Origin of the sequence: Rhizobium giardinii bv. giardinii H152 (genome assembly GCF_000379605.1) — a bacterium.
Classification (GTDB): domain Bacteria; phylum Pseudomonadota; class Alphaproteobacteria; order Rhizobiales; family Rhizobiaceae; genus Pararhizobium; species Pararhizobium giardinii.
On record NZ_KB902680.1, the window covers coordinates 118099 to 136466 of the forward strand.

General features: G+C 60.6%; 14 protein-coding genes and 1 pseudogene. 12 read left to right on the forward strand and 3 right to left on the reverse strand.

Translation table 11 applies throughout. The features are described from left to right. Positions 1 to 4: 4 nt before the first annotated feature. The 9 genes and pseudogenes from A3AY_RS0116320 to A3AY_RS0116360 all read left to right on the forward strand — a co-directional run bounded on the left by A3AY_RS0116320 (position 5) and on the right by A3AY_RS0116360 (position 9699). Positions 5 to 283: a sarcosine oxidase subunit delta gene (locus tag A3AY_RS0116320; RefSeq protein WP_018326728.1), complete on the forward strand. Its 279-nt coding sequence runs from the start codon at positions 5 to 7 to the stop codon at positions 281 to 283. Next, positions 280 to 3209 (forward strand): annotated as a pseudogene (locus A3AY_RS35425) (sarcosine oxidase subunit alpha family protein). The gene A3AY_RS0116320 and the pseudogene A3AY_RS35425 overlap by 4 nt, the downstream one beginning before the upstream one ends. A 6-nt stretch (positions 3210 to 3215) precedes the next feature. Beyond that, entirely contained in the window at positions 3216 to 3773 is a 558-nt protein-coding gene (locus A3AY_RS0116330) for a sarcosine oxidase subunit gamma (protein WP_018326729.1), read from the forward strand. Between the two features lie 331 nt (positions 3774 to 4104). Next, entirely contained in the window at positions 4105 to 5007 is a 903-nt protein-coding gene (locus A3AY_RS0116335) for a branched-chain amino acid ABC transporter permease (RefSeq protein ID WP_018326730.1), read from the forward strand. 4 nt (positions 5008 to 5011) lie between these two features. After that, positions 5012 to 6403 (forward strand): high-affinity branched-chain amino acid ABC transporter permease LivM, encoded by a 1392-nt coding sequence (livM, locus tag A3AY_RS0116340; RefSeq protein ID WP_018326731.1) that lies wholly within the window; start codon positions 5012 to 5014, stop codon positions 6401 to 6403. Further along, positions 6403 to 7281, forward strand: coding sequence for an ABC transporter ATP-binding protein (locus A3AY_RS0116345; protein WP_018326732.1), 879 nt, complete (start codon positions 6403 to 6405; stop codon positions 7279 to 7281). Before livM ends, A3AY_RS0116345 begins: the two co-directional genes overlap by 1 nt. Continuing rightward, the gene (locus tag A3AY_RS0116350) at positions 7281 to 8006 is read left to right on the forward strand and encodes an ABC transporter ATP-binding protein (RefSeq protein WP_018326733.1); all 726 of its coding nucleotides are present in this window, start codon (positions 7281 to 7283) and stop codon (positions 8004 to 8006) included. Before A3AY_RS0116345 ends, A3AY_RS0116350 begins: the two co-directional genes overlap by 1 nt. A gap of 107 nt (positions 8007 to 8113) precedes the next feature. Then, positions 8114 to 8458 carry a DUF6867 family protein gene (locus A3AY_RS0116355; RefSeq protein ID WP_018326734.1) on the forward strand — a complete coding sequence of 115 codons (345 nt, stop codon included), beginning with the start codon at positions 8114 to 8116 and terminating at the stop codon, positions 8456 to 8458. Between the two features lie 122 nt (positions 8459 to 8580). Further along, positions 8581 to 9699, forward strand: a complete 1119-nt coding sequence (locus A3AY_RS0116360; RefSeq protein ID WP_018326735.1) for a branched-chain amino acid ABC transporter substrate-binding protein — start codon at positions 8581 to 8583, stop codon at positions 9697 to 9699. A gap of 82 nt (positions 9700 to 9781) precedes the next feature. Here the strand turns inward: A3AY_RS0116360 and A3AY_RS0116365 are convergent, their stop codons facing one another. Then, positions 9782 to 10231 carry a MarR family winged helix-turn-helix transcriptional regulator gene (locus A3AY_RS0116365; protein ID WP_018326736.1) on the reverse strand — a complete coding sequence of 150 codons (450 nt, stop codon included), beginning with the start codon at positions 10229 to 10231 and terminating at the stop codon, positions 9782 to 9784. Positions 10232 to 10463: 232 nt separating this feature from the next. Between A3AY_RS0116365 and A3AY_RS0116370 the strand changes: the two genes are divergently transcribed. Continuing rightward, the gene (locus A3AY_RS0116370; protein ID WP_018326737.1) at positions 10464 to 11462 is read left to right on the forward strand and encodes an alpha/beta fold hydrolase; all 999 of its coding nucleotides are present in this window, start codon (positions 10464 to 10466) and stop codon (positions 11460 to 11462) included. Positions 11463 to 11981: 519 nt separating this feature from the next. Then, complete coding sequence (locus tag A3AY_RS0116375) at positions 11982 to 12275, forward strand: hypothetical protein (RefSeq protein WP_051108362.1); 294 nt, start codon at positions 11982 to 11984, stop codon at positions 12273 to 12275. Positions 12276 to 12392: 117 nt separating this feature from the next. Here the strand turns inward: A3AY_RS0116375 and A3AY_RS0116380 are convergent, their stop codons facing one another. Next, entirely contained in the window at positions 12393 to 13313 is a 921-nt protein-coding gene (locus tag A3AY_RS0116380; RefSeq protein ID WP_018326739.1) for a response regulator transcription factor, read from the reverse strand. Then, on the reverse strand, positions 13306 to 16695 hold the full coding sequence (locus tag A3AY_RS0116385) for a hybrid sensor histidine kinase/response regulator (protein ID WP_018326740.1): 3390 nt from the start codon (positions 16693 to 16695) through the stop codon (positions 13306 to 13308). Before A3AY_RS0116385 ends, A3AY_RS0116380 begins: the two co-directional genes overlap by 8 nt. A gap of 210 nt (positions 16696 to 16905) precedes the next feature. Between A3AY_RS0116385 and urtA the strand changes: the two genes are divergently transcribed. Further along, positions 16906 to 18195, forward strand: a complete 1290-nt coding sequence (gene urtA / locus A3AY_RS0116390) for an urea ABC transporter substrate-binding protein (RefSeq protein WP_026203512.1) — start codon at positions 16906 to 16908, stop codon at positions 18193 to 18195. The last annotated feature ends 173 nt before the right edge of the window (positions 18196 to 18368 follow it).

The window sequence follows — 18368 nt, forward strand, 5'->3', positions numbered from 1 at the left end:
CTGAATGGCAAGCCTTATCCATTGCCCGCACTGCGGCGTCCGGCCCAGCCAGGAATTTTCGATCCGCGGTGACGCATCGGTGGTGCGTCCGGCCCCCGACGCCGCAGATGAAGCCTGGCACGAATACGTTCATCTCCGTTCCAATCCGCGGGGCCGCCATCGGGAGCACTGGCACCATGTCGCGGGCTGTCGGCGATGGCTCGTCGTCGAGCGCGATACGTTTACCCATGACGTCTTTTCGGTGACGGATGGCGCAGCCGTGGCGCGGGAGGGTGGCCGATGACCGCCTATCGCCTCGGATCCGGCGGTGTCGTCGACCGCAGCAACACGTTGAGCTTCAAGTTCGACGGCCGGGCCATGAAGGGATATGCAGGCGAGACGCTGGCCTCGGCCCTGCTTGCCAATGATCAGCTTCTGGTCGGCCGCAGCTTCAAGTATCACCGGCCGCGCGGCATCGTCACGGCTGGCCCTTCCGAGCCAAACGCGCTGGTTGCGATCGGCAAGGGGGCAGCCACCGACCCGAATACCAAGGCAACGGTCGCCGAGCTTTACGCTGGGCTCGATGCCCGCAGCCAGAACCGCTGGCCGTCGCTGAAATACGACATCGGCGCCCTCAACGGTCTTCTGTCGCCATTCCTGTCGGCGGGTTTCTACTACAAGACCTTCATGTGGCCGGCTGCCTTCTGGGAGAAGGTCTACGAGCCTCTCATTCGCCGCGCCGCAGGTCTCGGCCGGGCCGTGCTGGAACACGATCCGCATAGTTACGAGAAGTGCTGGGCGCATTGCGACCTGATCGTTGTCGGCGCCGGACCGACGGGCCTGATGGCGGCGTTGACTGCCGGCCGCGTCGGGCTGCGGGTCATTCTGGCGGACGAAGATTTCCGGCTCGGCGGTTCGCTGCTGGCCGAGACGACACGCATCGACGACCGCCCTGCGGTGGATTTCGCCGAGGCATGCCTTGCCGAGCTTCGCGCTTTGCCGAATATCACGATCATGCCGCGCACTACCGTCTTCGGCTGGTATGACGACAATGTCTTCGGTGCGCTGGAGCGGGTGCAGAAGCATGTGGTCGCGCCGCAGGCGAAGCTGCCGGTGGAGCGGCTCTGGCGTATCGTCGCCAAGCGCGCGCTGTTGGCGACGGGCGCGGAGGAAGGGCCGCTGGTGTTCGGCGGCAACGATCGGCCGGGCGTGATGATGGCAGGCGCCATGCGCACCTATGCCAACCGGTTCGGCGTTGCGGCGGGCAGGTCGGTGGCGATCTTCACCAATGGCAGCGCGGGCTACAGGACAGCCAGCGATCTCTCTGCTCATGGGGTCGAGGTGGCGGCCATCATTGACAGCCGCGACGCGCCCCGCGATGCGGCGCCAGCGGGTGTACGCGTCATTCCGTCCGCCTCGGTCATCGATACGCGCGGACGCCAGCGCGTCTGCGGCCTCGTGGTCGAACGTGCGGGTTTCGAGGAAACGATCGCCTGTGACGCGATCGGGATGTCCGGCGGCTGGAACCCGGTCATTCATCTCGCCTGCCAGCGCGGCGCGAAAGCGGTCTGGTCGCCGGAACTGAACACGTTTCTTGCGCCTGACATCGGCAACGGGCTGGTCGTTGCCGGCTCTGCCGCCGGCCGTTACAGCCTTGGCGGCTGTCTCCGGGACGGCGCGGAACGGGCTGCAAGGATCGCGGGAGATCTCGGTTTTCCATCCGTTGGCAATCCGTTGCCGGCGGTGGGCGACGAAGTCGATCCTTCCTTCACGGCATTGTGGTACGCCCCGGGCGCCAAGGCGAAAGCCTTTGTCGATTTCCAGAATGACGTTGATGTCAAGGATCTCGGCCTGGCTCTCAGGGAAGGTTTCGGCCATGTCGAGCATGCCAAGCGCTACACCACTGCCGGCATGGCAACGGATCAGGGCAAGTTGTCGGCTATCAACACCACCGGTCTTCTGGCGGCCATGCAGGGTATCAGCCCCGCCGACGTCGGAACCACCACCTTCCGTCCCTTCTATACGCCGGTCGCATTCGGTGCCCTGGCCGGAACAGCGCGTGACGAGCGTGCCGCGCCGGTGCGCAAGTCGCCTCTGTATGGCTGGGCGGAAAAGAACGGTGCGATCTTTGTCGATTCCGGCCTGTGGTATCGGCCGGCCTATTTTGCCCGGCACGGCGAAAAGACATGGCGGGAAAGCACCGACCGCGAGGTTGTCAACGTCCGCCAGCATGTCGGGCTCTGCGATGTCTCGACGCTCGGCAAGATCGAGATTTTCGGGCCGGACGCCGCCGAGTTCCTCAACCGGCTCTATTGCAATCCTCAACCTGCCGGTCGGCAAGGCGCGCTACGGGCTGATGCTGCGCGAGGACGGAATAGTCTATGACGATGGCACCACCAGCCGGCTTTCGCCGCAGCACTTCGTCATGACTACCACCACGGCGCTCGCCGGCGGGGTCATGTCCCATATGGAACATTGCGCGCAGGTGCTCTGGCCGGAGCTCAAGGTTCGTTTTTGCTCGTCGACCGATCAGTGGGCGCAGATGGCGATTGCCGGTCCGAAATCCCGCCTTGTCCTCCAGGCGCTGGTCGGGGATGATGTCTCGGATACGGCCTTTCCATTCCTTTCCGCCGGCGTTGTGACCCTGAGGGGCGGGCTTAACGCGCGGCTGTTCCGCATCTCCTTTTGCGGTGCCCGCGGGCTTGGGTGAAGCCGTCGCCGACGCGATCATGGAAGAGGGCAGCGCGCATGGCATCTGCGCCTATGGGCTGGAGGCCATGAACGTGCTGCGCATCGAGAAAGGTCATGTCACCCATGCCGAGTTCGACGGCCGCGTGACGCCGGACGATGCCGGCTTCGGACGGTTGGTATCGGCGCAAAAAAACGATTTCATCGGCAAGCGGCTTTCGACGCGCTACGGACTGACGGCGGCGGACCGCATGCAGATGGTCGGGTTGAAACCCGTCGAGACGGACCAGCATATCCGCGCCGGGGCGCACCTGCTGCGCGAGGGCGCCAAGGCGTCGACCTTGAACGACCAGGGTTACGTCAGTTCCGCCTGCCACTCGCCGACGCTCGGTCATGACATCGCGCTCGCCTTCCTCAAATCCGGCCGCGAACGCTATGGCGAACGTGTCGTCGTCTGGGACGAGCTTGGCGGCAGCGAGACAGTGGCGGAGATCTGTCACCCGGTCTTCGTCGATCCCGGCAATACGCGGTTGAGGGGGTGAGCGGACATGACCAAGACCTACATTTCCCACCACCCATTGGAAGGCCGCATTCCGCTGGATCCCGGCATTCGGGCCGTCGATCACCTGGAGGTCCCTCGCAGGCAGGCGATCGTGACGGTCATGGCGGCTGATGGCGAGGAAACTGCCGTCGCCGCGGCGCTGACTACGATGAGCGAGCCATCCTTGCGATTCGTCGGGCCGGGAGAATGGCTGGTGGTGTCGCAGTCGGAAACGCCGGACGGCCTGCTGCGACGCAGCCTTTCGCTTGTCCTTGCCGACACCGCCTATGTCCTTGACCAGAGCGACGGCCGCATCGTCCTGCGGTTGTCGGGTCCGAACGTGCGTCGCATCCTGGCCAAGGGCGTGGCGATCGATCTGCACCCTTCCGTTTTCGCGATCGGCGCCGCGTCGAATCTTCTGTGCGGACATATCAGCGTCAATCTGGCGCGAACCGGCGAGAACGAATTCGAACTGATCGTCACGCGAAGTCTTGCCGAATCGCTGTTTGACGACCTGAGGCTGATGGGGCGGGAGTTCGGTCTCTCCGTCGATTTCTCCGGCTGAAACCGTTCGTTGTTGATGTCCTGACAGTTCGCCTGAAGGTGCAACCCTTTGTGCCGCGGATCGCACCTGCGATCTTGCCGACAGGACTGGCGGGGCTCTCGCCGTAGGTTTCACGGTTTGCTGCCTAAAAACCGGCATGCGACTGCTATTTTTTTGATTTTTTGGCCCTAAAAGCGTCAATGTCACTAAATTGGGAAAGAATTTCAGCAAGCTGTCATTTTACGCTTCACTTTTTGTTCGAAAGCATTATGGAATCCGTATCGAAAAAGGCTCGCTAAGAGCTTCTAAAACAAGAGGTCTGACCTAACAGGATCGGGCCCGGGGGATATAGATGGAGTATTTTGTCCAGCAGCTCGTCAACGGGCTGACGCTTGGCTCGATTTATGGTTTGGTCGCCATTGGCTACACAATGGTTTACGGCATCATCGGCATGGTCAATTTCGCCCACGGCGATATCTTCATGCTGGGCGGTTTTGCAGCTCTGATAGTCTACCTGATCCTGCTGGGATTGTTCGGTGGCATTCCGATTGCCCTTGCCCTGTTCATCATGATTCTCATTGCGATGCTGATGACGGGCCTGTGGAACTGGGTTATCGAAAAGCTGGCCTACCGTCCGCTGCGCGGTTCGTTCAGGCTGGCGCCGCTGATCACTGCGATCGGCATGTCGATTGCGCTGTCGAACTTCGTTCAGGTGACGCAAGGTCCGCGCAACAAGCCGGTTCCGCCGCTGGTGTCGTCCGTTTACGACATTTTCGGCATAGCGATTTCGCTGAAGCAGATCATCATCGTGCTGGTGACCGCGGTTCTGCTGACGATCTTCTGGTACATCGTCAATCACACGCCGCTTGGCCGTGCGCAGCGGGCGACCGAACAGGACCGCAAGATGGCGGCGCTGCTTGGCATCGACGTCGACAAGACGATCTCGATCACTTTCGTCATGGGTGCAGCTTTGGCGGCCGTCGCCGGTACCATGTACCTGATGTATTACGGTGTGATCGTATTCACGGATGGGTTTACGCCGGGCGTCAAAGCGTTCACGGCGGCCGTTCTCGGCGGCATCGGCTCTCTTCCGGGCGCCGTGCTGGGTGGTCTGATGATCGGCCTGATCGAATCGCTCTGGTCTGCCTATTTCACCATCGACTACAAGGATGTCGCGACATTCTCGATCCTCGCCATCGTGCTGATTTTCAAGCCGTCTGGTATTCTGGGTCGGCCGGAAGTCGAGAAGGTATAATTTTATGGCAAACATTTCGCAAACCAATGAGGCCGTCGGCACCAATCTGATGGCGCGGGCTCTGCGCGAGGCCTTCTATGCGGGTCTCATCGCCCTTGGCCTTTTCGTGCTGTTCGTCGGACTGAAGACCGACCAGAACATCCTGAACGAGCTTATTCTTGTTCAGCGCTGGGGTCTTCTGGCGATCTTCGTCGCCATTGCCGTGGTCGGCCGTTTCCTGACGGTCGCCTATATTCGCCCCTGGTTCGAGGAGCGCAAGGCAGCAAAGGCCGCGGCTCCCGTGGTCGAGCGGGAAGCGAGCTTCGTGGCACGCAATTTCAGTCTGCTCGCCGTCCTCGCCCTGATCATCTATCCGCCGGTCATGGTGGGATTGTTCGGCTTCCAGGGCTCGCTGAAATGGGTCGACAACTTCGGCATCCAGATCCTGATCTATGTGATGCTGGCCTGGGGATTGAACATCGTCGTCGGCCTCGCCGGCCTTCTCGATCTCGGTTATGTCGCCTTCTACGCGGTCGGCGCCTATTCCTACGCGCTGCTGTCGTCCTATTTCGGCCTGTCCTTCTGGTTGCTCCTGCCGATGGCCGGCGTCCTGGCAGCGCTATGGGGCACCATCCTCGGCTTCCCGGTGCTGCGCCTCAAGGGTGACTATCTGGCGATCGTGACGCTCGCCTTCGGGGAAATCATCCGGCTGGTGCTGATCAACTGGACGGAAGTCACCAAGGGCACCTTCGGTATCTCGGGCATCGCCAAGGCAAGTGTCTTCGGCATCTGGTCCTTCGACATCAGCGCCGCGAACAACTTCGCCAAGGCGTTCGGCCTGCCGATGTCCTCGGCCTATTACAAGATCTTCCTGTTCTATCTCGCTTTAGCACTCTGCATGCTGGCTGCCTTCGTCACGATCCGCCTGAGACGCATGCCGATCGGCCGTGCCTGGGAAGCGTTGCGTGAAGACGAGATCGCCTGCCGTTCGCTCGGCATCAACACGGTTACCACCAAGCTGACGGCATTCGCCACCGGCGCGATGTTCGGGGGGATTGCAGGGTCGTTCTTTGCCGTCCGCCAGGGGTTCGTCTCGCCGGAATCCTTCGTCTTCCTGGAATCGGCGATCATTCTTGCAATCGTGGTTCTCGGCGGCATGGGCTCGCTGGTCGGCATCGCCGTCGCTGCGACCGTGATGATCGGCGGCACCGAACTGCTGCGTGAAATGAACTTCTTGAAGCAGATCTTCGGCCCGGACTTCACGCCGGAACTCTACCGCATGCTGATCTTCGGTCTGGCAATGATCGTCGTCATGGTCTGGAAGCCTCGCGGCTTCGTCGGCTCGCGCGAACCCACGGCATTCCTGCGTGAACGCAAGAGTGTCTCCGGCAGCTTTACCAAGGAAGGGCACGGCTGATGGCCCTCGAGACAGACACCATGACGAAAGATCCAATTCTCAAAGTCGAGCATCTGTCGATGCGTTTCGGCGGACTGATGGCCATCAACGACCTGTCGTTCGAAGCCTATCGCGGTGATATCACCGCGCTCATCGGCCCGAACGGGGCCGGCAAGACGACGGTGTTCAACTGCATCACCGGCTTCTACAAGCCGACGATGGGCATGATCACATTGCGGCAGAAGGCCGGGAAGGAATACCTTCTCGAGCGCATGTCGGATTATGAAGTCAACCGCGATGCCAAGGTGGCCCGTACCTTCCAGAATATCCGGCTTTTCTCGGGCCTGACCGTCCTGGAAAACCTGTTGGTCGCCCAGCACAATAAGCTGATGCTGGCTTCGGGCTACACCATCCTCGGTCTGCTCGGCTTTCCGACCTACAAGGCGGCGGTCGGAGAATCGATCGAGCGTGCGAAATACTGGCTCGACAAGGCAAACCTGACCGACCGCGCCGACGACCCGGCCGGCGACCTGCCATACGGTGCGCAGCGTCGCCTGGAGATCGCGCGCGCCATGTGCACGGGGCCGGAGTTTCTCTGCCTCGACGAGCCAGCCGCTGGTCTCAATCCGCGTGAATCGCTCGCCCTCAACGAGCTCTTGCGCAGTATCCGCAAGGACACGGACACATCGATCCTGTTGATCGAGCACGACATGTCGGTGGTCATGGAAATTTCCGACCACGTCGTGGTGCTGGAATACGGCCAGAAGATTTCCGACGGAAATCCGGACTTTGTGAAGCACGATCCGAAGGTTATTGCGGCCTATCTCGGTGTTGAAGACGTTGAGGTCGAAGAAGTGATCGAAGAGATCCAGGAAATCGCACCGGGAGAGACGCACTGATGAGCGATACTCTCCTGAATGTAAAAAGCGTCGAGACCTATTACGGCAATATCCGCGCGCTCGCCGGTGTTGATGTCGAGGTCAAGCGCGGTGAAATCGTCTGCATGATCGGTGCCAACGGCGCCGGTAAGTCGACCCTGATGATGACCATATGCGGCAGTCCGCAGGCCAAGACCGGTTCTGTCACCTTCGATGGACAGGACATTACCCGCATGCCGACGCACGAAATTGCCCGGTTGCGCGTTGCCCAGTCTCCTGAAGGCCGGCGGATCTTTCCGCGCATGACCGTCTTTGAAAATCTTCAGATGGGCGCGAGCCTCGACAACTTGAAGTATTTCGATGAGGACGTGGAAAAGATCTTCACGCTTTTCCCGCGGCTCAAGGAGCGGCAGGCGCAACGCGGCGGTACCCTGTCCGGCGGTGAGCAGCAGATGTTGTCGATTGGCCGTGCGTTGATGGCCCGCCCGAAGCTTTTGCTGCTCGACGAACCATCGCTCGGTCTTGCGCCGCTGATCGTCAAGGGCATCTTCGAAGCGATCAAGAAGCTCAACGAACAGGAGGGCCTGACCGTCTTCCTCGTCGAGCAGAACGCCTTTGCCGCCTTGAAGCTCTCCCATCGCGGCTATGTCATGGTCAACGGCAAGGTGACCATGAGCGGCAGCGGCAAGGAATTGCTGGCCAATCCGGAAGTGCGTGCCGCCTATCTTGAGGGCGGCCATCATTGATGCCATGCCTGCCGCCGGCATCTCTTTGCAGCCGGCAGGGGTGATTTCGGTACGTTGGAGCGTTTTGCGCGGCTTGAGACCCGCAGCGCTTTGAAGGGAGAAATGGAATGCAAGGCATTCTCTACGAAGAACCGACCGTTCTGCAATTTGCGCTCGTCACCGTGGTGATGGGCGGATGGACGGCTTGGCGCACGGGAAAGAGCGCCGCCGAGGGGTGGAGCAAATACTCGACATTGGTCATCTACACACTGCTTCTCGGTGTCGCGATCCGCTTTATCCATCATGCGCTTTTTAACGGCAGCATGTTGACTTTGCAGTACTATATCGTGGACACCGTCGCTCTTTTGCTGTTTGCTACGGCCGGCTATCGCTACTACCGCACGAAGCAGATGACCAACAATTACTACTGGCTCTATGAGAAGGCGTCGCCTTTCTCCTGGCGATCGAAATAATAGAGGGAAACCCATGGGTAGCGCCGGGCGCGCTGCCTGCGGATACAAGAATACCGGCGCGATTATGGTGGGTATCGTGACCGGCTTAAACGGCACCCGCTTAAATTTTTGGGAGTAACAAGATGAAGAAGTCACTTTTGTCGGCTGTTGCGCTGACTGCAATGGTCGCTTTCAGCGGCACTGCATGGGCTGACCTGCTGGTTGGTGTTGCCGGCCCGCTGACGGGACCGAACGCAGCTTTCGGCGCGCAGCTCCAGAAGGGTGCTGAGCAGGCCGCGGCTGACATCAATGCTGCCGGCGGCATCAATGGTGAGCAGATCAAGATCGTCCTCGGCGACGACGTTTCCGACCCGAAGCAGGGCGTTTCCGTCGCCAACAAGTTCGTTGCTGACGGCGTGAAGTTCGTGGTCGGCCACTTCAACTCCGGTGTTTCGATCCCGGCTTCCGAAGTCTACGCAGAAAACGGCATCCTGGAAATCACCCCGTCTGCGACGAACCCGGTCTTCACCGAGCGCGGCCTGTGGAACACCTTCCGTACCTGCGGTCGCGACGATCAGCAGGGTGCCGTTGCCGGTGCCTACATCGCTGCGAACTTCAAGGATGGCAAAGTTGCCGTGGTTCACGACAAGACGCCTTACGGCCAGGGTCTTGCTGACCTGACCAAGGCAGCCATGAACGAAGCCGGTGTGAAGGAAGTCCTTTACGAAGGCATCACGACCGGCGACAAGGACTTCTCGGCGCTTATTGCCAAGATGAAGGAAGCCGGCGTAACCGTGGTTTACTGGGGCGGTCTGCACACCGAAGCCGGTCTCATCATGCGCCAGATGGCTGACCAGGGCCTGAAGGCCACGTTCATGTCCGGCGATGGCATCGTTTCGAACGAACTTGCTTCGATCGCTGGCGACGCTGTTGACGGCACGCTGATGACGTTTGCTCCGGATCCGCGCAAGAACCCGGCTGCAAAGGAACTGGTCGAAAAGTTCCGCGCTGCCGGTTTTGAGCCGGAAGCCTACACGCTGTACTCCTATGCCGCTCTGCAGGTGATCGCGGAAGCAGCCAAGGCTGCTGGCGGCAACGACGCGCAGGCTGTTGCTGAAAACATCAAGGGCAAGGGTCCGTTCAAGACCGCCATCGGCGAATTGAGCTATGACGAAAAGGGCGACATCACCCGTCCGGACTACGTCATGTACACCTGGAAGAAGGGTGACGACGGCAAATACACCTACTCCCAGAACGAATAGTCGTTCAAATTATCCATCTGGATCGCGAAAGGCCCGGCATCGCCGGGCCTTTTTGCGTCTCTATACAGAGCTCGCGCTGCCGCTATCGCAGCAGCGATGATCTCAGCGTCGCGATCTCTTCCTTGAGCCGCGCCAATTCCTCCACCTCCAGGCCGCTTGCGTCGAGAATGCAGGGCGGAATGGCTTTCGCCCGAGCTTGAAGGGCGCGTCCCGCTGCCGTCAGTTGCACCCGCACCTGCCGCTCATCCGTCTTGTCGCGCGTCCGGGCGATAAGCCCCAAACCTTCCAGACGTTTCAGCACTGGCGTCAGTGTGCTCGATTCCAGGAACAGCTTTTCGCCCAGGCTACCGACCGTCCGGTCATCCTGCTCCCAGAGCGTGACCATGGCTATGTACTGCGTATAGGTAAGCCCGATCTCGTCGAGCAGCGGCTTGTAGACGCGGTTGAGGGCATGGTTGGCGGAATAGATGGCGAAACAAAGGAAGTCGTCGAGTTTCACTGTGTCGGTCTTGCCGGTCGATGTTTGATCCATTGTGTCCGTCCTATATCTGTCGCGCATAAAATAAATCGTTCGCGATTTAATAGCAAGGCATTGACATTCAAAACGCCGATGGATAAAGATCGTGCACGATTTGATTGTGCACAAAGATGTGTGGGTCGGCTGAGCTGCTCACAGTGGAAGCTTCGGATATTTATATCGTGCACGATTAAATCGCCATAGATAGACACAGCGCCGCCAGCGGCATCGAAAAAGGAGCAATCTCATGTCCAACAGCGCCACCAACCAGAATTTTTCCCGTCGCAACGTCCTGCTTGCCGGTGTCGGCGGAGCAGGGATCGCCGCCGTATCAGGCGCTCTGACCGGTGCGCGCGCGGACGCCGAGGAACAGGCTGCGCCGGCATCGGCAGATCGCTCGCCGGTAAAGCAGAGCGTCAACACCATCCTCACCCGCGATGGCGTCGAGATCTACTACAAGGACTGGGGCCCGAAGGATGGTCCCGTCGTCATTCTCAGCCACGGCTGGCCGCTGTCTTCCGACAGTTGGGAAGCCCAGGCGCTGCATCTTGCCAATAACGGTTTCCGCGTCATTACCCATGACCGTCGCGGTCACGGCCGATCCTCCCAGCCCTGGCACGGCAACGACATGGATCACTATGCCGACGACCTGGCCGATCTGATCGAAGTCCTGGACTTGAACGCCGTTTCGTTGTTCGGCTTCTCCACGGGGGGCGGCGAGATCAGCCGCTATATCGGCCGCCACGGTACCAGCCGCGTGGCCAGGGCCGGTCTGATCGCCGCCGTGCCGCCGCTGATGCTGAAGACTGCTGCCAACCCCGGTGGCCTGCCGATCGAGGTCTTCGATGGTATCCGTGCAGCGTCGATCGCCGACCGCTCGCAACTCTACAAGGATATCGCTGCAGGCCCGTTCTTCGGCTTCAACCGGCCCGGTGCCAAGCCTTCGCAGGGCATGATCGACTCATTCTGGTTGCAGGGCATGATGGCCGGCCACAAGAATACCTATGACTCGATCAAGGCGTTTTCGGAAACCGACTTCACCGAGGACCTGAAGAAGTTCGACATCCCTACGCTGATCGTACACGGTGACGACGACCAGATCGTGCCGATCGACGCTGCAGCCCGCGCTTCCAAGGCGCTGGTGCCGCACGCCACGCTGAAGGTCTATGCTGGCGGGCCGCACGGCATCACCGATACCCACAAGCAGCAGTTGAACGACGACATGCTCGCCTTCCTGAAAGGCTGACGACAACCATTCGGGGCGCTACCCTGGCGCCCCGATCTTCACGGGGAGAGACCCAATTCGGTGGGCACGGAAGTCGCTGGGAACGTCCCGGCGCTGTTCGAAAGCCGGCAGCTTCCAGATCGCGTCGCATAAGCCCCTGACTTTTAAATGTTAAATTTTAGAATGTTGCGATATTGCAACGTGGAGCGTTTGTCGACGACCGCCGATTGCCGCCGCGGACAAATCGGCAGATAATGCTTAAATATAAGGCAGGCTGGCACCACCCAAGGATTGTCGTGGCGCCATGTCCAGGAACGGAGGCAGGACCCGGAAGGGATCATGCTGATGTCGGCGTCGGCGGAGCTTGCCGACGTCAGCCGGCATCCGGGAAGAAACGCTTCGACGGCGGGAACAGCAGTGGTCCCAAACCAGGAGTTCTTCATGCGCTTCTCAAAGGTAGCCTACCGCCCCATAACCGATGGACATGTTTCGGTTGCGATCCTCGTCCTTCAGGAAAGAAGATACTACCTCGCCTGGCTTATACCGCCGCTGATTGCAGCTGGCTTGTGGCCTGCGGTGGCCAAGGCGCATGATGCGCCGTCCGGCTGGAGCTATCCGTTCTCCTGCTGCTCCAATCAGGATTGCCGGCCGGTCGCCACCAAGGCGATTAGCGAGAGGCCGCAAGGCTATGTCATCAATATCACCGGTGAGGTCGTGCCCTATAGGGATACGCGCGTCAGGACGTCGCCGGACGGCGAGTACCATTGGTGCTCTGTCGCCGGTGAGGAAAGAAGCCGGACCATCTGCCTCTTCGTCCCTCCGCATTCCTATTGACGGCGGCTAGAGCCGAATGATTTTAGTCGAATCGACCTAACCTCGAATCCGCTCTGGAATCAAAGAAGCAGAGCATGATGTCGTGCGAAAGCCGCTTACACGCTTCGGCATCATACTCTAGACCTCGCGCAAGGCATTCGCCGCCTTGACGGCGGCAGACGCCCGGTTTTCGACGCCGAGCTTCACGTAGATCTGTTCCAGGTGCTTGTTGACCGTGCGGGCGCTCAATCCCAGGATTTCGCCGATGTCGCGGTTCGACTTGCCCTTGGCGATCCAGAGCAGCACCTGGGCCTCGCGCACCGTCAGCGAAAAATTCTGCCTGAGAATGTCGTCGTCGCTGGTCTGGCTGACGCCGGTGAGGCGGAACAGGAATTCGTCGCCGCCGATGGCGCCGAGATAGGCGAGCTGCAAGACCGGTTGCCCATGCTGGTGGATCATCAGCGGCTCCTTGGTGACACCGTGTTTTTCGCGCTCCTCCAGCCAGGTGCGGATATGGTCGGCGAGCGTCTCCAGCCCGTCATCCCGGCCGGTTGCGGCATTGACCAGCCGCGTCGCCTGCGGCGTCGACCATTGGATGCTGCCGGAACCACGTACGGCAAGCAGGTGCCGCCCGGCCGCATCCAGCGCCACGCGCGCGCTTTGCGCCGAGCGCGCATTGGCGAGATGAACGCGGATGCGGGCGCGCAGCTCGTCGATGTTGATGGGTTTCGAAAGATAGTCGACGCCGCCGGATTCGAGCGCGCGGACGATATGTTCGGTTTCCGTCAGCCCGGTCATGAAGATCACCGGAACCTGAGCGATGCCGGGGTTGGCCTTGAGGCTGCGGCAGGTGTCGAAACCGTCCATGCCGGGCATGACCGCATCCATGAGGATGATATCCGGCGTGATGCGATCAACGACATTGATCGCAGCCTTGCCGGACGTGGCGATCAGTACCGAGAACCCGGATTGTTCGAGCGCATCGGTGAGGAAGCCCAGCGTTTCCGGAGAATCATCCACGATGAGCACGATATCGCGTGGATGGACTGCGTCATTCACCGGCGGCTCTCCCCTGTTTGTTTATGCTCTGGAGGAAATCCGCATAGCCGGCAAGGTCGAAAGCCTGAACATAGGTCTTCACCGCCTCGGTGAAGGGCTGATTTTCCTCCAGACGTGCGAGATCGGCGAGCTTTGCCTCGATGCCGCGGACATAACCGATTTCACCCAGCCGGATCAGTTCCTCGACATGGGCAACACCGGGCGTCTTGACCTTGGCGTTGACCTTCGGCTTCGGCGCAGGTGCAGCCGTATCGCTGTATTCCCATTTGAGCGCCAGATGGACAGCCAGCTTGTCGTGCAACTGGCGGATATCGAAAGGCTTGGCAAGGCTATCGTTGTGGCCAGCGTGGCTGTCTGCCTCGCTACTGTCGCCGATATTGGCAGACAGCATGATGATCGGTGCGGTTTGTCCGTGCTCGCGCAGGCGGGTGACCAACTGCCAGCCGTTCATGCCGGGCATCGAGATGTCGATCAGGAAGAGATCGGGTTCGATGCCCTCGATCAGCGTCAGGCATTCCGTTCCGCCCGCGGCCGTCAGGACGACGAAATCGAGCGGCATCAGCACCTCGCGCATCAGGTCGCGGTGATCCTCGTTGTCGTCGACGACGACGATCGTTCGGCGCGGTCCGGCGTAGCCGGCGATCTTGCGCACCGAGGGCAGGGAGGCGGTCGGCCGGTTGATTGCCGAAAGCATCAGGCGGACCCGGAAGGTCGAACCCTTGTCGCGCTCGCTGTCGACGACGATCTCGCCGCCGAGTGTCTGGGTCAGAAGCCGGGTGATGGTGAGCCCCAGCCCAAGGCCCGGCATCGGCCGGACATGTTCGGCCTCGCCACGCTGGAAGGGTTCGAACATGCGCGGCAGGTCGGCTTGCGAAATGCCGCGACCGGTATCGGAGACGGTGAAGGTCGCGACCTGGCTGCGATAGGCGACATCGAAGCGGATTGTGCCGGTGTCGGTGAACTTGATGGCATTTGAGAGCAGGTTGACGAGGATCTGGCGCAGCCGTTTCTCATCGGTGCGGACATATTGCGGCAGGGTGCTTGCCCGCTCCTGCGCGAAGACCAGGCCTTTGGCCTGCGCCTGCGGGCGGAACATGTCGACGATCTGGTCGAGGAAATCCTGGATGTTGATCTCATTGGAATAGACCTGCAGCCGGCCGGCCTCGATCTTGGAAATATCGAGCAGCCCGTCGATCAGGCCCGACAGGTGGTCGGCACTGCGCTTGATCACCTTGATCGCTGATTGACGCGGCGCCGGGATGGTCTCGTCGCGCTCGAGGATCTGCGCGTAGCCGAGCACGGCGTTGAGCGGTGTGCGCAGTTCATGGCTGAGCCCCACGACATAGCGGCTCTTGGCGCGGTTGGCTGCCTCCGCCGTTTCCTTGGCATATTGCAGGGCGGCGTCGGTCTTCTTGTGGGCGGCGATTTCCTTCAGCAGCAAGGTGTTCTGGCGCGAGGATTCCTCCTCCGCCACCAGCCGGCTGTCATGCGCCAGAACGTAGAACCAGCAGACGATGCCGGTGACGACGGCAAAGACGAAGAAGACAATGCCGATCGTCCGGTTGATCACCGCCGCGGTCTCAGGCGATGCGCTGCCGGTCTGGTGCGCGATCATCGCCAGGATGATGCCGATGCCGGCAACCGACAGCACAACGGCGATCCCGTAGCGGCCAAGGCGCGTGGAAAGCGTTTCCGTCACCTTCTGCGGCAGCAATGTCTTGGCAACCACGGCCGTCTGGTAGTTGAAGCTCGCATGCGGTTTGCACATGTCGTGGCAGCGGCTGTCGAGCGAGCAGCAGAGCGAGCAGATCGGCGCGGAATAGGCCGGGCACCAGGCCATGTCCTCGGGTTCGAACGGATGTTCGCAGATCGAGCAGGTGACGGTGGACAGCTTTTTCCAGCTCTGGCGCGGCTTGCGGGCGAGATAGTATTTGCCCTTCGTCGCCCAGGCGATGGCGGGAGAGGTGATGAAGGCGGTGATCAGCGCAATATAGGGCGCCAACGACGACGCCATCGCCCCGAGCAGACCGAAATGGGCGGTGAGGGCGATCAAGGCCGACAGCGTCATGGCGCCGACGCCGACCGGATTGATGTCATAGAGATGGGCGCGCTTGAACTCGATGTTTGCCGGCGCCAGACCCAGCGGCTTGTTGACGAATAGATCGGCCGAGATGGTGCAGAGCCAGGACATGGCGATGATCGAGAAGATGCCGAGCGTTTCCTCCAGCAGCTTGTAGATGCCCAGTTCCATCAAAAGCAGGGCGATCGCCACGTTGAACATCAGCCAGACGACGCGGCCGGGGTGGCTGTGGGTCAGGCGCGAGAAGAAGTTCGACCAGGCGAGCGATCCCGCATAAGCATTCATCACGTTGATCTTCAATTGCGAAACGACCACGAAGGCGGCCATCAGCAGCAAGGCCGCATTGTGCCACGGGATCATGTAGCCGAATGCGGTCAGGTACATATGTGCCGGATCCGCCGCATCCTCGACCGGAACGCCGGCGTTGAGGCAGAGCACGACGAGAAAGGAGCCTGCCAGCAATTTCGGCGCGCCGACGATCACCCAGCCGGAACCGGCGAGGAATACGGCGATCCGATGATGCAGCTTGCGCTGTCCTTCCGGGGGCAGGAAGCGCAGAAAGTCCACCTGTTCGCCGATCTGCGCCATCAGGGCGAGGATGACGGCCGACGCTGCACCGAACTCGGCAATGGAAAACGGTGCCAGGGTCCCAGGGGCACCGGCCGACTTGTGGGCACCGGCAAAGGCGAGCCAGAGGTCGAATTTGCTCCAGTCGGCGAGCGCGATGAAGATGAAGGGCAGGATGTTGAGAATGATCCAGAATGGCTGGGTCACCAGCTGGAACTTGCTGATCAGCCGAACGCCATGCGTCACCAGCGGGATGACCATGACGGCGCTGATGATATAGCCGATCCAGACCGGGATGCCGAGCGCCAGTTCCAGCGCCGCCGACATGATCGAGGCCTCGATGGCAAAGAGCATGAAGGTGAAGCTCGCATAGATCAGCGAGGTGATGGTCGAGCCGATATAGCCGAAGCTTGCGCCGCGGGTGAGGAGATCGATGTCGACGCCATGGCGAATGGCATAGCGGCTGATCGGCAGGCCGACGGCGAGCATGACGATGCTGGCCGCCAGAATGGCGATGACGGCGTTGGTGGTGCCGTAGGACAGCGTGATCGCGCCGCCGATCGCCTCAAGCGCCAGAAAGGAAATCGCCCCGATCGCCGTCTGCGAGATGCGCTGCGAGGAGAATTGCCGGGCGCTCTTGGCGGTGAAACGCAGCGCATAGTCTTCCAGCGTCTGGTTGGCGACCCAGCGGTTATATTCACGCCGGACCGGTATGATGCGCTGGCGGGCTGTCATCGGCGGTGTCGGTTCCCCTTGCTGTCTTTGCGTCCGCGACAAAGTCGTAGCACAGAAGATCGCGATCCTTAAAGGTGCTGCATTGCACACTTCGCCCCCGTGTCTACGTCAATTGACGTATACAGGTTTCTCTGCCCCGGGCGGATAGTTCCTTTACGAACGGTAAAGGTCTCCCCAGAGCCGTCGTCCAAAGAACGAGAGGGGTTCACAATGAAAATCAAATCTCACGTCATGAGCGCGTTCCTCGCCGGTGCGCTTGCCACGACTGCATTCTCCAGTGTCCATGCTGCCGAGGACACGATCAAGGTCGGCGTCCTGCATTCACTGTCCGGCACCATGGCCATCTCCGAGACGACGCTCAAGGATGCCATGCTGATGCTCATCGAGGAGCAGAACAAGAAGGGCGGCCTGCTCGGCAAGAAGCTCGAAGCTGTCGTCGTCGATCCGGCGTCCGACTGGCCGCTGTTTGCTGAAAAGGCGCGCGAGCTGATCTCCGTCAACAAGGTTGCAGCCGTCTTTGGTTGCTGGACCTCGTCGTCGCGCAAGTCCGTTCTGCCGGTCTTCGAAGAACTGAATTCGCTGCTCTTCTACCCGGTCCAGTACGAGGGCGAAGAATCCTCGCGCAACATCTTCTACACGGGTGCTGCTCCGAACCAGCAGGCAATCCCGGCGGTCGATTACCTGATGAACACCGAAGGCGTCGAGCGCTTCGTGCTCGAAGGCACCGACTATGTTTATCCGCGCACGACCAACAAGATCCTCGAAGCCTACCTGATTGCCAAGGGTATCCCGAAAGAGGATATCATGATCAACTACACGCCGTTCGGGTTCTCCGACTGGCAGACGGAAGTGGCGAAGATCAAGGAATTCGGCTCGGCCGGCAAGAAGACCGCCGTCGTCTCGACCATCAATGGCGATGCCAACGTTCCCTTCTACAAGGAGCTCGGCAACAAGGGCATCAAGGCAACCGATATTCCGGTCGTCGCATTCTCGGTCGGCGAAGAAGAACTTGCCGGTCTCGATACCAAGCCGCTGGTCGGCCATCTGGCTGCCTGGAACTACTTCCAGTCCGTCGATGCTCCGGTCAATGCCGAATTCATCGAGCAGTGGCACGCCTTCACCAAGAACGACAAGCGCGTGACCAACGATCCGATGGAAGCCGCCTATATCGGCTTCAACGCCTGGGTGAAGGCCGTCGAAGCTGCCGGTACCACCGACACCGATGCGGTTCTCGACACGATCATCGGCACCAGCGTTCCGAACCTTTCGGGCGGTTATTCCACCGTCATGCCGAACCACCACATCACCAAGCCGGTGCTGATCGGTGAAATCCAGGAAGACGGCCAGTTCGAAATCGTTCAGCAGACCCCGGCGGTCGTCGGCGACGAATGGTCCGACTACCTGCCCGACTCGAAAGACCTGATCTCTGATTGGCGCAAGCCGATGTCCTGCGGCAACTTCAACGTTGCCACCGGCAAGTGCGGCGGCAAAGGCTCCTGATTTTCATCAAGGCCAGCATAGTCCGGAAACGGCCTGACCGCCGTTTCCCCCAAATCATACACTCACCTTTCGATCAGACACCAATACCCCCTCCGTTCGGGTCTCCCACCCGGACGGGGGACTATCTGCCCCACGGTGTACTGGCATGTTTTCTGCATGAGTGGAGCGTGACG

Excerpts from the sequence above, each read along its gene's own strand:
- A3AY_RS0116320 (WP_018326728.1), top strand. The coding sequence starts at position 5 with ATGGCAAGCCTTATCCATTGCCCGCACTGCGGCGTCCGGCCCAGCCAG.
- A3AY_RS0116330 (WP_018326729.1), top strand. The coding sequence starts at position 3,216 with ATGACCAAGACCTACATTTCCCACCACCCATTGGAAGGCCGCATTCCG.
- A3AY_RS0116335 (WP_018326730.1), top strand. The coding sequence starts at position 4,105 with ATGGAGTATTTTGTCCAGCAGCTCGTCAACGGGCTGACGCTTGGCTCG.
- livM (WP_018326731.1), top strand. The coding sequence starts at position 5,012 with ATGGCAAACATTTCGCAAACCAATGAGGCCGTCGGCACCAATCTGATG.
- A3AY_RS0116345 (WP_018326732.1), top strand. The coding sequence starts at position 6,403 with ATGGCCCTCGAGACAGACACCATGACGAAAGATCCAATTCTCAAAGTC.
- A3AY_RS0116350 (WP_018326733.1), top strand. The coding sequence starts at position 7,281 with ATGAGCGATACTCTCCTGAATGTAAAAAGCGTCGAGACCTATTACGGC.
- A3AY_RS0116355 (WP_018326734.1), top strand. The coding sequence starts at position 8,114 with ATGCAAGGCATTCTCTACGAAGAACCGACCGTTCTGCAATTTGCGCTC.
- A3AY_RS0116360 (WP_018326735.1), top strand. The coding sequence starts at position 8,581 with ATGAAGAAGTCACTTTTGTCGGCTGTTGCGCTGACTGCAATGGTCGCT.
- A3AY_RS0116365 (WP_018326736.1), bottom strand. The coding sequence starts at position 10,231 with ATGGATCAAACATCGACCGGCAAGACCGACACAGTGAAACTCGACGAC.
- A3AY_RS0116370 (WP_018326737.1), top strand. The coding sequence starts at position 10,464 with ATGTCCAACAGCGCCACCAACCAGAATTTTTCCCGTCGCAACGTCCTG.
- A3AY_RS0116385 (WP_018326740.1), bottom strand. The coding sequence starts at position 16,695 with ATGACAGCCCGCCAGCGCATCATACCGGTCCGGCGTGAATATAACCGC.
- urtA (WP_026203512.1), top strand. The coding sequence starts at position 16,906 with ATGAAAATCAAATCTCACGTCATGAGCGCGTTCCTCGCCGGTGCGCTT.